Origin of the sequence: Streptococcus parasanguinis (genome assembly GCF_001074805.1) — a bacterium.
Lineage (GTDB): Bacteria > Bacillota > Bacilli > Lactobacillales > Streptococcaceae > Streptococcus > Streptococcus parasanguinis_A.
On sequence record NZ_JUPI01000103.1, the window covers coordinates 14,613 to 27,315 of the forward strand.

A 12,703-nucleotide genomic window follows, 5' to 3' on the forward strand; every position below is an offset into this window, starting at 1 on the left:
GTAATCAAAAAGGAACCCGGAGGTTCCTTTTGTGTTATTTTCGATACATCTTGACCTGAAGGTAAAGATCGTTATAGACTCCAAGCAATTTCTTGCCTAATTGTTGATAGACTTCCAAATGGTCCAGTGTTTCATCGCTTGGATAGAAGGCTTGGTCATTTTGGATTTCTTTTGGCAACATAGCTTTGGCTTTTTTATTTGGCGTTGAGTAGCCGACATAAAGAGCATTTTTCAAAGCATTTTTAGGACGAAGCATGAAGTTAATAAAGGCATATGCTGCTTCTTTATTTTTCACGGTTTTTGGAATGACAATGTTATCAAACCAAAGGTTGCTGGCTTCAGTTGGAACGACATAGCGAAGATCCTTATTGGCTTCGAGCATTTGGCTAGCCTCTCCTGAGAAAGTAACCCCAATAGCCGCATTGTTTTGGATCATATAGCCTTTCATCTCATCGGCCACCAAAGCTTTGATATTTGGCGTCAAGGTGTAGAGTTTATCTACTGCCTCTTGCAATTTCTTTGGATCCTTTTCATTGAGGCTATAGCCCAAGGTATTGAGACCAATTCCCATGACCTCACGCGCACCATCGTACATCATGATGTCATTTCTGTACTCTTCACGCCAGAGATCTGACCAATGTTCAGGAGCATTTTTAACCATCTTGGTATTGTAGACAATCCCCAAGGTACCCCAGAAATAAGGTACTGAATATTGGTTACCCGGATCAAACGATTGGTTCAAAAGTTTTGGATCAATATTTTCCATCCCTTTGATCTTAGATTGGTCCAACTTTTCAACCAGATGCTCATCCATCATCTTGGCAATCATGTATTCACTAGGAATCGCAATATCGTAGGTGGTTCCCCCTTGCTTGATCTTGGTGTACATGGCTTCGTTGGAATCAAAGGTATCATATTGCACCTGAATTCCTGTCTCTTTTGTGAATTCCGTTAGCAATTCTGGATCGATATAATCTCCCCAGTTGTAGATGACCAACTTGTCACTATTCTTGGTATTCATGCTCGCTTCGATCTGGTGGCTAATTCCCCAGAGGACCAGAATGACAAGGACAATCCCAGTTAGGAATGAATAAAGTTTTTTCATGCTGCTTCCTCCTTTTCACGGGTAATAAAGTAATAACCGATGACCAAGAGCACACTAAAGAGAAAGACAAGGGCGGACAAGGCATTGATACTGAGGGAGATCCCTTGACGCGCACGTGAGTAAATCTCTACAGACAAGGTTGTAAAGCCATTTCCGGTTACAAAGAAGGTCACGGCAAAGTCGTCAAGCGAATAGGTAAAGGCCATAAAGTAGCCAGCAATAATGGCTGGTGTCAGATACGGCAACATGATCTCTTTGAGCATTTGCACTTGGGTAGCTCCCAAGTCATAGGCAGCATTGACCATATCCCGGTTCATTTCCTTGAGTCGTGGCAAGACCATCAAGACCACAATGGGAATCGAGAAAGCCACGTGGCTAGCCAAAACAGATAGGAAACCTAGCTGGTACTTCACCGTCGTAAAGAGAATCAAGAAGCTGGCCCCGATCATAACGTCTGGCGCTACCATAAGAATGTTGTTGATAGAGAGCAAAGGTCCTTCTAACTTCTTCTTCGATTGGTAGATATAAATGGCTCCAAAGGTTCCAATCACTGTCGCAATCAAGGCTGACAAAAAGGCCAAGAGGAAGGTCTCTGATAAGATCAGCATCAGGCGACTATCTGCGCACAATTCATTGAAATGCTCAAGCGTGAAGCCCGTAAAGGCATTCATATCTCCCCCTTTATTGAAGGCATAAAAGATCAAATAGAAAATAGGAAGATAGAGGATCAGAAAGACGAAGCCTAGATAGAAATGAGATACTTTTTTCATCGTTCTCTCCTTTCTCTAGTTGCCCACATGGTAAAGAGCATGGCAAGGATCAGAACAACTCCGATGGTAGAACCCATTCCCCAGTTTTGTGTTGTCAGGAAGTGCTGTTCAATCGCAGTCCCTAGGGTAATGACGCGGTTTCCACCGATCATCCGTGTCAACATGAAGAGACTCAGACTAGGAATAAAGACAGACTGCACACCTGAGCGGACTCCATTCATGGACAAGGGGAAGACCACATGACGGAAGGTATCCCAACGATTGGCTCCCAAATCATAGCTGGCATTGATCAAGTTTGGATCTAAGTCATCTAAGACATTAAAGATCGGTAAAATCATAAATGGCAACTCGATGTAGCTGGCTACAAAGATAAAGGAGAAATCGGTAAAGAGGATCTGCTGGGGAGCGACTCCGAGAAAGCTTAAAAAGCTATTGATGGAACCGTTTTGCCCAAAGATCCCAATAAAGGCATAGGCCTTGAGCAAGAGATTGACCCAGGTTGGCAAGACGATCAACATCAACCACAACTGCCGGTGTTTAAGCAGCGTCAAAAAGTAAGCAGTCGGGTAGGAGATCAAGAGCGTCACCAGGGTGACGATTCCGGCATAAAGGACCGAATTAAAGCTCATCTTTAAATAGGTCAAATTTTGCGAAGTGAAGAACTCTTTGTAGTTTTCAAGTGAAAACTGCCCTTCAACGTTAAAAAACGATTGAAAGATGATCATGACTACAGGAGCCAAGACAAAGAGAAAAATCCACAAGAAATAGGGGAGGATAAATAGATTAGAGGTTGTTTTCTTCATCTCTTTCCTCCTCAATGGCATTAATCAAACCAGCTTCTTGCTCTTCCACTTCAACGTACTCTTCGATCCGCGCATCGAATTCTTCTTCGGTTTCATTGAGACGCATAACGTGGATATCTTCTGGTTCAAAGTCTAGCCCGATGACTTCTCCCACGATGGCCTTCCGAGTGGAGTGAATCATCCACTCATTTCCCAAATCATCATAGGCGATGATCTCGTAATGCACACCACGGAAGAGCTGGGTGTCCACCTTCACTTGGAGCTTGCCTTCTTCAGGAAGAGTGATTTGCAAGTCTTCAGGACGAATAACGACTTCAACTGGTTCATTTGGACGCATCCCACCATCGACGGCTTCAAAGCGTTTGCCATTGAACTCAACCAAGTAGTCCTCGATCATGCGACCATCTAGAATGTTGGACTCCCCGATAAAGGTAGCTACAAAGTGGTTGATCGGTTCATCATAGATATCTACTGGTGTACCAGATTGGACGATCTCTCCCTCATTCATGACAAAGATCCAGTCACTCATGGCAAGGGCTTCTTCTTGGTCGTGGGTAACAAAGACAAAGGTAATGCCCAAGCGTTGTTGCAATTCCCGCAACTCATACTGCATGTCTGTCCGAAGTTTCAAGTCAAGTGCAGACAAAGGCTCATCTAAAAGGACCACTCGTGGTTCATTGATAATAGCCCGTGCAATAGCTACCCGCTGACGTTGACCACCAGAAAGTTTTTGGATGGAACGTTTCTCAAAGCCTCCCAATTGCACCATCTTGAGGACTTCTGTTACTCGTCTCTCGATTTCAGCCTTGTCCAGCTTCTTCAAACGAAGGGGAAAAGCCACATTTTCAAAGACCGTCATATGCGGAAACAGGGCATAGGACTGAAAGACGGTGTGGACATCCCGCTTGTTAGTAGGGACATCATTGATCCGTTCCCCATCAAGGTAGACATCTCCAGAGCTAGCATCTAAAAGACCGGCAATAATATTAAGGATAGTTGATTTTCCTGATCCAGATGCACCGAGCAGGGTATAGAACTTCCCTTCTTCCAATTCAAAATTGATATCCTTTAGGACAACGGTTCCGCTATCTTCAAAGACCTTTGTTACATTTTTAAACTCAATAATTGGTTTTTTCAATTCACATAAATTCCTTCTTTACTACGATTACCAAACTGCTTTTCAAACGAAAACGCAGCGGCTGACAGGAAAACCTGTCAGACCACCAATACCTCTCGGGGACTTACTAGACTGCCCCACCTATTTACGGTATCGATAGGCACTCACCCCCTTTCCGACTGATGCTATCGATGTTTACACTATCAATTGTTCTACAATACTAACGTTCTTAGGCTTGGCCGATAATGCGAACTTCTGGTTCTAAACGGACACCTGAATGAGCCTCTACTGCTTCAATGACATGGGCGATCAGGTCTTCGTAGTCCTTAGCTGTTCCATTGTCCACATTGACCATAAAGCCAGCATGCTTTTCAGAGACTTCAACACCACCGATTCGATAGCCTTTCAGACCTGCTTCGCTGATCAATTGACCTGCAAAATGACCGACAGGACGCTTAAAGACAGATCCACAAGAAGGGTATTCAAGGGGTTGTTTCAACTGACGAAGATGGGTCAAACGCTCCATCTCCTGTTTGATTTGCTCGTGATTGCCTGGTGACAAAGCAAATTTGGCAGAGATGACGACAGCACCTGTCTCTTGAATTTTTGAGTGACGGTAGCCAAAAGCCAACTCATTCGCCGACAAGGTTTCAATTTCCCCTTCCTTGGTCAAAACCTTACAAGACACCAGAACATGAGCAATCTCTCCCCCATAAGCTCCAGCATTCATAAAAACAGCACCACCAACACTGCCTGGAATGCCACTAGCAAACTCGAAGCCTTTCAAACTATGGTGCAAGGCCACATGGGTGGTGTCGATGAGTTTAGCCCCTGCTTCTGCTTCGACCACATAACCATCCACACTGATATCTCGCAAGCGATCAAACATAATAACAAAACCAGGAATGCCCCCATCTCGGACAATGATATTGGAGGCATTGCCCAGGACCATCCATGGGATTTGCTCTTGGTTGGCAAATTGAACGATGCGTTTTAATTCATATTGGTTGCGAGGAAAGGCTAAAAATTCAGCATTCCCACCTACCTTTGTGAAGGTATAATATTTTAAAGGTTCTTGAAAACGGATATCAATCCCTTCAAGAATTTGATTCATTTTTTCATTCATCTTTCTGTCTGTTCTCTCTCTATAAAAATACAAACTATTATACCAAATTTTTGACTATTTTTCGACCCTAAAAAACAAAAGAAGACCTATAATATTCAGGCCTTCCTTTTATCATTCACTATGCAATTTTACGAGCGATGGCACGATTCTTCTGTCCATCCAGAGCTGATTTGACCGAAATCCAAGCACCACCAAGAGTGAAGACAGCTAGCAATCCTAGATTCAAGTAAAATTTATCTGGGACGTCCCCTGAGAATGTCGCTTCATTGAGAAGCGTCCAGGACATATCAAATGGCAAATCCAGTTCACTCATGAGCGCCAAAGTATAATCTAATTGGTTGACCAAAAAGACCGTCAAGACCATCAAAATAGCTGAAACTACCACACCTTTTTTAGTCAATTTCTTACCAAGGATCTCATAACCTTTGATAGTACAATAACCGAGGGCGGCCCCTGCTAAAACAGATACATAGCCAAGACGCGCTACCAAGAGGGCAACTGCTCCACCGATGATCACACCGATCACAGCGCCTACAATCCCTAAAAGGAAATTCTCTTCCCGCGCTTCATAAGCCTCAACTGTATCTTGCACTTCGGCTTGGTAGGCTCTAAAGGTTGCATCGTCGATTAAAAAGATCGCATCTCCAATTTGATACAGACCGATTGGTCCTTCCTCACCCGTTTCCGCATTCACTTGCACAAATTGGTGGTTGAGCAAGAAATCAACAATATCTTGGATAGCTGTCCATAAGGTTTCGACAGCCTTCCCTTTGGTCATTCCACCTTTGACAACGATCGAGGTCAAGTAACCATCAGAAGAGATAGAATTAATGGCTTTTGATTGTTCTTTTAATTCATTCCAAAGAATTTCACTATCTTCGATCAAGTCTCCTTCGGAACCTTGTTTCACACTGAGTGAAATGGTAAATACATTCTTGGTTTGAGCGCCTTCAATGACTAACAAGAAGCCCTCACGCTCTCCATACATCACACGGGCTTCGCCATCAAATTGTAGACCAAGATCGGTAGCAATACTATATAAATATTCTGGTTTCATGTTTCCCCCTAAACTTTCGGGAAAGCTTGAGCTTTTCCCCATACAATTCCCATTCTACCATAGGAGAAGCAAAAAGGACATATACATTTGTATACATCCTTCTTTCATTTGTGTTACATTGAGGTTTATTTCTCAACACGAACGCCAAATGTGTCGATTTTAAGTTGGAAAATCTGACCATCTAGCCTGAGTTCTTCGAGAGCTGCGACAAAGGCTGCTGTATGCTCTGGCGCTAAGAGGTTCATGATCGTTGGGCCTGCTCCTGACAGATAGGTAGCATAAGCCCCATGCGCATGTGCGACTTCTTTGACCTGAGGGAACTCTTTGACAAGAGATTGACGGTAGCGCTCGTGGAAATGATCTGACTCGATGGAGCGACCAGCCGTCAGCAAATCTCCCTTGAGGAGAGCTGCGATAGCGACATTGGCTACGCTACTGGCTGCAACAGCTTCCTTATAAGACCATTCTTTCGGTAGGACATTCCGACTATCACTGGTCTTCAATTGGTAGCTCGGTACAAAGGCCACAAGGTCACAGCTTGGGAAGTCAGCCGTGACATATTGGACATCTTCACCGATGTAGCTCGCAATGACCATATTCCCAAAGATAGCTGGAGCTACATTATCCGGATGACCTTCGATCTCGGTCGCGATGCGTAATTTCTCAGCGTCTGATAGCTGGAGGTTGGCTAATTGGTTGGCCAATTCAATCCCTGCGACAATGACCGAGCTAGAAGATCCAAGACCACGCGCCAAAGGCACTTCACTAGTCATCTTGATCCGATGGGGTTGCATATCAGTTGAGATAGAAAGAGCTGTTGAGAGCAAAAGGTTTTTCTCATCTGTCGGAATCCCTGCTCCAAGATCATGCTCAATAAACCAAGCATCTGCTGGTTCAAGGACTTCAATGGTCAAATAGCGAGTCACGGCAATCCCAACAGAATCAAATCCTGGCCCTACATTGGCACTGGTTGCTGGAACAATAATTTTCATGCTTATTCTCCCAAGACTTTAAAGGTATTCAAGAGTTCGAAATTCGCCTCTGAATCCAATTTTTCAACCAAGTTCTTGAATTGAGTTTGGTTAACTTGGTGAGTAATGATGACAACACTTGCATAGTGACCATCTGAGTCTTCTTGAAGGATTTGCTTGAAGGATGCTCCTTCTGCATTAAAGATTTCCGCAAGACGCAAGATTTGACCAGTCGCATCTGGTGCTTTGATTGAGAAGTAATAATTGTTCTTCACGTCTTCTGGCTTAGCCAATTGAAGAGGGCGACTGTATTCATTGAAGGCTTTACCGATCGTTCCTTCTTTTAGACGACGGACAATGCGGACGAGGTCGGCTACGACACTTGTCGCAGTTGGTTTTTGACCAGCACCTGGTCCGTAGTACATAGACTCACCAATACCGATGGATTCCACATAGACCGCATTCATGACATCATTAACTCCTGCGAGTGGATGTTGTTTTGGAAGGAAGGTTGGTGTCACTTCTGCTGCGATCCCTGACTCTGTTTCAACGATAGAGCCGACAAGCTTGATGACATAGCCAAGGCTTTGAGCAACTGAGACATCTTGAGGAGTGATCTGGCTAATTCCTTTGTGACCTACTTGGTCAAATTGGATATTCATCCCAAAAGCGAACTGGCTCAAGATCACCATCTTGTAAGCAGCATCGATTCCTTCAACGTCGTTGGTTGGATCACTTTCAGCGTAACCAAGACGTTGCGCTTCTGCTAAAGCATCCTCATAAGTCCAGCCTTCTTCGACCATTTTGGTCATCATGAAGTTAGAGGTTCCATTGACCACACCAAGAACCTTGGTCACCTTGTCTGAGGCCAAAGAATTCACCAAAGTTCGAAGGATTGGGATCCCACCAGCTACGGCAGCTTCATAATAAAGAGCCACTTGGTGTTTTTTAGCAATCTCTAGCAACTCGCTTCCATGAACGGCAAGAAGGTCTTTGTTAGCAGAAACCACATGTTTGCCTGCTTCCAGCGCACGGGTGATAAAGGTCTTAGCTGGCTCGATACGACCCATCAATTCGACCACGATGGCAATGTCCTTGTCTTCAATGATCTCATCGACATTGGTCACAAAGTTGTAGTCATGACCAGCAGCTTGTAATTTTTCCTTCTCAGCATCATCTCGAACCAAGACCTTGGCGATCTCGATTTCATCTTGAGCTGCCTGGGTGATTTTTTCATGGTTTTCTTTTAATAAAAATGGTACGCCACTTGCAACAGTACCAAATCCTAGTAAGGCAATCTTAACAGACATCCTATTGACTCCTTGAATTTTCTATAGTAGCTCCATTATAACAAAAACTTGAGCGTTTGACAGCCAATTGCCTTAAAAATTCTGAATTTTCATGACAGGATCTGCCTGTAGCAAGTTCTGGAAAAGAACATAGAATTTGTGGTACAATAAAGAAAATAATGAAAACGGTGACACTATGAGTAAACGAAGAGTACCTAAAAAAATCAAAGCCCTACTTGGAATCAATGCCCTCCTACTGGTCTGTATCTTTATTTGTAGCTTTCTTCTGATCAAGCGGATCACTCAGCCGAATGAGGGGAATACCAGTGGCACTGCCATGACGCGTTCTCTCGAAGAAGGTAGCTCCTCTATCGAGTGGACTCGGGTGAAAAAGCCGGTCAAACTGCCCATCCTCATGTACCACTCCGTGCACAATATGGCCGAGTCTGAAGCTGCCAATGCTAATTTGATCGTTGATCCAGAAACCTTTGAAAGCCAACTAAAGGCCCTAAAAAAAGCGGGTTACTACACCCTGACACCTGGGGAAGCCTATCGCATCCTCGTCAAGAACGAAGTACCCAAAGGAAAGAAATTTGTCTGGCTGACCTTTGATGATGGCGTCGAAGATTTCTATACTATTGTCTATCCGCTTCTTAGGAAGTACAAGATGACCGCCACTAACAATATCATCACAGACTTTACCCAAAAGGAAAAAGAAAATGTCCTGACCTTTGACCAAATCAAAGAGATGAAACATGCTGGCTTGACCTTTGAAAGCCATACGGTCAATCATCCAGACCTAGCCAATTCCAGTCTTGAGACCCAAAAAAATGAGCTGGTCGCTTCTAAACGCCTGCTGGATAAGGTGCTGGATCAAAATACCAGCGTTATCGTCTACCCATCTGGTCGCTACAGCCAGGTCACGATCGACCAAGCCAAGAAAGCCGACTACAAACTAGGCCTCACCACTAAAAATGGACTCGCCAGCTCCGCTGATGGCCTCTATTCCCTCAAACGAGTCCGGATCCTTCCAACCACTACAGGAGAGGATCTCCTAGCCATGATCCAAGAATAAAGAAAGACCCCTGTTTGAGATAGGGGTCTTTTGTTAGAGTTCCTTATAAAAAATTTTTTAAATCGTTGATTCATAAAATGTAATAGGATTCAAAAATTCTTAAAAGAGCTTCATTATTGATTCGCTATAGTCTTCGACTTTCTTTTATAAATGTTCAAAACAATTGCAAATGACAACAACTGCCAAAGAATAATTCTCACTATCTGCAAGCTATCTGATTCAGAATTTGAGACAACATGAACCAGATTTGAAGCAAGATTGTTGAAAAGATGATCTCCTAGTCCTAGCCACAAGGAACCTGTCATTTTGTATAGTAAGGACCATTTAATGCTCATCATTCCCGCTAGGATAACATAGCCAATCCCCATGGTAATAAGATTTAAGAGTGACGATTCTCCTTGAAGATAATCTCTGAAAGGCATTGCCAAGTGCCATATTCCAAATAGGAAGGCTATAAAGAATAGACTCTTACGGTAAGAAATCCCTTCAAGAATTTTGGTGAAAAGGCCACGAAAAACTCCTTCTTCCATCCACACGTTTATCAGGTTAAATAAGACACTTAACAAGATAAACAAGATGCCTGCTTGTGATCCTTTTTCATCAGTTAAAGAGAAACCACTCGCATAAAATGATAAGTGAACATTGTCATGAAGAAACAAGAGAACAATACACTCAACTGTATATGCAAAGATGGAGCACACTAAACCAAAGAGTAGGCCATTTCCTATACCTCTTATTATTCCATTAGGTGTAAAACCAATATCTATCCATCTTAATTTGCTAATTGAAAGAATTCCCCACAATAAAAGTATTCCAAAAAGCTTGTGTAGAAAATTCTCCGATAAAAAGGTTTCATCTGTCCTCATATAGAAGTATTCGAATAGCCTTGCTACTGAACAGATAATAAATATAATTGAACAACTTAAAATGGGGGTTTTCAATAGTCTATTTAGCATATCTTCCTTTCAAACGAGTCTTTTATAAAAGTTAATTTCAATATTTTACTCAGTCCAGTTCCTTCTCTAGTTCTTTTAGAAAGGTGATTAAAAACTGATGGCGATTTTCTGCCATTTGTTTGGCAGTCTCCGTGTTCATTTCATCTTTTAAGAGAAGCAACTTGTCATGGAAATGTTGGACGGTATCAGTGAGGGACCTCCCTTTGTAGCCACCATAGGAAAAAGTTCGCGCAATTCCTACAGCTCCTATCGCATCCAGGCGGTCTGCATCCTGGACAATCTTGCCTTCTAAGGTTTCTGGATGTTTACCACGATTTTTACTGAAAGAAACAGCATTGATAACCCGACAAATCTGGTCGATTTGGTCTTGAGGAATACTGATCTCTTCTAGAAACATGCGAGCATTCGCATTATTCTCTGTATGAAACAATTTATCATCATCAGCATCGTGAAGAAGAGCTGACAAGCCCACTATCTCCAGATCACATGGACCTTCTGCTTGTGCGATTTTCATAGCATTGGTATAAACGCGGAGGGTATGCTCCACATCATGGCCATCCGCTCGATCAGCAAATAAGGTTTTAACATACTGCTTAGCAGCAAGAATTCGTTCTTCCATCATCGTTCTTGTCCTTTGTTTAATCTCTGCTCAGTTTTATCTATTCATATGAGCTCGTTACGGAGATGTGCAGTTTACTTTAAAACCACCTCTCGGTGGTGTTTACTTTTTCTTTTGTGGAAAGAGGGGTAGGCCTAACGTAGCGATCTTCTCAGCGGGAATCTTCATGCCATCCTTGATCCATTTGGAGATGACAGAGACAATGGCTGAGCTCCAGAAGGAATTGAGGTAGCTGCCAGCGCCATTCGAGGAGCTGCCATTGCGTTTTTCTAAATAGTCATAGACTGCCTTGGTCAAGAGTCGCTCAAAATTATAATCAATGGCCAAGCTAATGATTTTGGCTTCTTTCTTGACTTCCTTAAAGAGGTAGACCCAGACTTGGTAGAGATCTGTCTTGAGGTTGTAGCCATCTAAAGACTTGGTAATCTTTGCGATACTAGATTGAAAGATGGACTCTAGAATCTCTTCTTTGGAGTCATAATTACGGTAAAAGGCTGCGCGAGAGACACCCGCACGCTGAACCAGCTCAGAGATAGTGATCTTTTTCAGATCTTTTTTCTCCAGCAATTGCAGGAGAGAGATTTCGATGGATTCTCGTGTAATCGCATTGTTTTCTTGGTTAAATCGTTTGAGATTTTCCAATGATTTCTCAGATATTTTTCTTTCTGCCATAACATTTACTTTCTATCTGTCTCACCTGATGATATCTGCTTGGATAGCATGGTACTTCATGATATAATTGTAAAAGAAGACATACTACTTGTCAATGTACATTTTTAACAATTATGAGGTATGAACTGATGAAATGGAAAATTATTGCGGATTCAGGCTGTGACTACCGCTCTTTGGACAATCTGGCACCGGATACGGAGTTTGTCAGTGTCCCATTGACCATCCAAGTGGGTGATACCATCTATACAGATGACGCCCAACTCAATATCGATCAGATGATGGAGGAGATGTATGCGACTGCGACTGCATCTAAGTCTGCCTGCCCAAGTCCGGATGATTATATGAAGTCTTTTGAAGGGGCGGATAATATCTTCGTTGTTACCATCACAGGTACCCTTTCTGGTAGTTACAATAGTGCTGAGGTGGCCAAGAAAATTTATCTGGAAGAGCATCCGAATACCAATATTCACGTCATTAATAGCTTGTCAGCTGGGGGCGAGGTGGACCTAATCGTTCGCAAGCTCAACCAGTTGGTCGCTGAAGGTCTCGATTTTGATCAAGTGGTTGATGTGATCACTACTTATCAGTCTAAAACCAAGTTGCTCTTTGTTTTGGCTAAGGTCGATAATCTGGTCAAAAATGGGCGTCTCAGCAAATTGATCGGAACGGTTGTCGGGCTCCTCAATATCCGTATGGTCGGCGAAGCCAGTAAGACGGGTACCCTTGAGCTGCTTCAAAAAGCTCGGGGACAAAAGAAAGCGATCAAGGCTGCTTTTGATGAACTGATCAAGGCAGGCTATAATGGCGGGCATATTACCATCGCCCACCGCAACAATGAAAAATTTATCGAGCAATTCTCTGAATTGGTTCGAGAAAAATTTGCCCGTGCAAACATCGAAGTCCTTCCTACTTCTGGACTTTGTAGTTTCTATGCCGAAGAAGGCGGGCTCCTCATGGGCTATGAAATTTAAGTTACCACTAAAAAGAGGCTAGGACAAAAGTCCTAGCCTCTCAATTATTTTTGGATTGTCGAGTAAGACGCAGTGGTTGAGTGGGCTCTACTACGCTGATTTCATCAGCTTTACAGCCCTACTCAACTGTGCGGAGGTGGGACGACGAAATCGAATTCTAACGAATGACCGA

The 12,703-nt window shown here is 43.2% G+C and carries 13 protein-coding genes; 2 read left to right on the top strand and 11 right to left on the bottom strand.

All coding sequences use genetic code 11. The features are described 5' to 3' along the window. Positions 1-34: 34 nt before the first annotated feature. From ADI76_RS06930 to ADI76_RS06965, 8 genes are all read right to left on the bottom strand, one after another. On the bottom strand, positions 35-1,105 hold the full coding sequence (locus tag ADI76_RS06930) for an ABC transporter substrate-binding protein (protein WP_049515338.1): 1,071 nt from the start codon (positions 1,103-1,105) through the stop codon (positions 35-37). Beyond that, entirely contained in the window at positions 1,102-1,875 is a 774-nt protein-coding gene (locus ADI76_RS06935; protein ID WP_049515340.1) for an ABC transporter permease, read from the bottom strand. Before ADI76_RS06935 ends, ADI76_RS06930 begins: the two co-directional genes overlap by 4 nt. Continuing rightward, the gene (locus ADI76_RS06940; protein ID WP_003011144.1) at positions 1,872-2,678 is read right to left on the bottom strand and encodes an ABC transporter permease; all 807 of its coding nucleotides are present in this window, start codon (positions 2,676-2,678) and stop codon (positions 1,872-1,874) included. The genes ADI76_RS06935 and ADI76_RS06940 overlap by 4 nt, the downstream gene beginning before the upstream one ends. After that, positions 2,659-3,816, bottom strand: coding sequence for an ABC transporter ATP-binding protein (locus ADI76_RS06945; RefSeq protein WP_049515341.1), 1,158 nt, complete (start codon positions 3,814-3,816; stop codon positions 2,659-2,661). Before ADI76_RS06945 ends, ADI76_RS06940 begins: the two co-directional genes overlap by 20 nt. Positions 3,817-4,024: 208 nt before the next feature. Further along, complete coding sequence (gene murB / locus ADI76_RS06950) at positions 4,025-4,921, bottom strand: UDP-N-acetylmuramate dehydrogenase (protein WP_049515343.1); 897 nt, start codon at positions 4,919-4,921, stop codon at positions 4,025-4,027. A 118-nt stretch (positions 4,922-5,039) separates the two neighbouring features. Next, positions 5,040-6,020, bottom strand: a complete 981-nt coding sequence (locus tag ADI76_RS06955; RefSeq protein WP_037599343.1) for a hypothetical protein — start codon at positions 6,018-6,020, stop codon at positions 5,040-5,042. 83 nt (positions 6,021-6,103) lie between these two features. Further along, positions 6,104-6,970 carry a homoserine kinase gene (gene thrB, locus ADI76_RS06960; protein WP_023918391.1) on the bottom strand — a complete coding sequence of 289 codons (867 nt, stop codon included), beginning with the start codon at positions 6,968-6,970 and terminating at the stop codon, positions 6,104-6,106. 2 nt (positions 6,971-6,972) lie between these two features. Beyond that, complete coding sequence (locus tag ADI76_RS06965; RefSeq protein WP_023918393.1) at positions 6,973-8,259, bottom strand: homoserine dehydrogenase; 1,287 nt, start codon at positions 8,257-8,259, stop codon at positions 6,973-6,975. Positions 8,260-8,434: 175 nt separating this feature from the next. On the opposite strand from ADI76_RS06965, the gene ADI76_RS06970 reads away from it, so the two are divergent. After that, on the top strand, positions 8,435-9,313 hold the full coding sequence (locus tag ADI76_RS06970; RefSeq protein ID WP_049515352.1) for a polysaccharide deacetylase family protein: 879 nt from the start codon (positions 8,435-8,437) through the stop codon (positions 9,311-9,313). A 113-nt stretch (positions 9,314-9,426) separates the two neighbouring features. Here ADI76_RS06970 and ADI76_RS06975 read toward each other — a convergent pair whose 3' ends face one another. From ADI76_RS06975 to ADI76_RS06985, 3 genes are all read right to left on the bottom strand, one after another. Further along, positions 9,427-10,179 carry a CPBP family intramembrane glutamic endopeptidase gene (locus tag ADI76_RS06975; protein ID WP_239683626.1) on the bottom strand — a complete coding sequence of 251 codons (753 nt, stop codon included), beginning with the start codon at positions 10,177-10,179 and terminating at the stop codon, positions 9,427-9,429. A 139-nt stretch (positions 10,180-10,318) separates the two neighbouring features. Continuing rightward, positions 10,319-10,891 (bottom strand): HD domain-containing protein, encoded by a 573-nt coding sequence (locus ADI76_RS06980; RefSeq protein WP_049515347.1) that lies wholly within the window; start codon positions 10,889-10,891, stop codon positions 10,319-10,321. A gap of 99 nt (positions 10,892-10,990) precedes the next feature. After that, positions 10,991-11,560, bottom strand: coding sequence for a TetR/AcrR family transcriptional regulator (locus tag ADI76_RS06985; protein ID WP_049515349.1), 570 nt, complete (start codon positions 11,558-11,560; stop codon positions 10,991-10,993). 128 nt (positions 11,561-11,688) lie between these two features. On the opposite strand from ADI76_RS06985, the gene ADI76_RS06990 reads away from it, so the two are divergent. Further along, on the top strand, positions 11,689-12,531 hold the full coding sequence (locus ADI76_RS06990; protein ID WP_049515351.1) for a DegV family protein: 843 nt from the start codon (positions 11,689-11,691) through the stop codon (positions 12,529-12,531). Positions 12,532-12,703 lie beyond the last annotated feature (172 nt).

Excerpts from the sequence above, each read along its gene's own strand:
- ADI76_RS06930 (WP_049515338.1), bottom strand. The coding sequence starts at position 1,105 with ATGAAAAAACTTTATTCATTCCTAACTGGGATTGTCCTTGTCATTCTG.
- ADI76_RS06935 (WP_049515340.1), bottom strand. The coding sequence starts at position 1,875 with ATGAAAAAAGTATCTCATTTCTATCTAGGCTTCGTCTTTCTGATCCTC.
- ADI76_RS06940 (WP_003011144.1), bottom strand. The coding sequence starts at position 2,678 with ATGAAGAAAACAACCTCTAATCTATTTATCCTCCCCTATTTCTTGTGG.
- murB (WP_049515343.1), bottom strand. The coding sequence starts at position 4,921 with ATGAATGAAAAAATGAATCAAATTCTTGAAGGGATTGATATCCGTTTT.
- ADI76_RS06955 (WP_037599343.1), bottom strand. The coding sequence starts at position 6,020 with ATGGGGAAAAGCTCAAGCTTTCCCGAAAGTTTAGGGGGAAACATGAAA.
- thrB (WP_023918391.1), bottom strand. The coding sequence starts at position 6,970 with ATGAAAATTATTGTTCCAGCAACCAGTGCCAATGTAGGGCCAGGATTT.
- ADI76_RS06965 (WP_023918393.1), bottom strand. The coding sequence starts at position 8,259 with ATGTCTGTTAAGATTGCCTTACTAGGATTTGGTACTGTTGCAAGTGGC.
- ADI76_RS06970 (WP_049515352.1), top strand. The coding sequence starts at position 8,435 with ATGAGTAAACGAAGAGTACCTAAAAAAATCAAAGCCCTACTTGGAATC.
- ADI76_RS06975 (WP_239683626.1), bottom strand. The coding sequence starts at position 10,179 with ATGAGGACAGATGAAACCTTTTTATCGGAGAATTTTCTACACAAGCTT.
- ADI76_RS06980 (WP_049515347.1), bottom strand. The coding sequence starts at position 10,891 with ATGATGGAAGAACGAATTCTTGCTGCTAAGCAGTATGTTAAAACCTTA.
- ADI76_RS06985 (WP_049515349.1), bottom strand. The coding sequence starts at position 11,560 with ATGGCAGAAAGAAAAATATCTGAGAAATCATTGGAAAATCTCAAACGA.
- ADI76_RS06990 (WP_049515351.1), top strand. The coding sequence starts at position 11,689 with ATGAAATGGAAAATTATTGCGGATTCAGGCTGTGACTACCGCTCTTTG.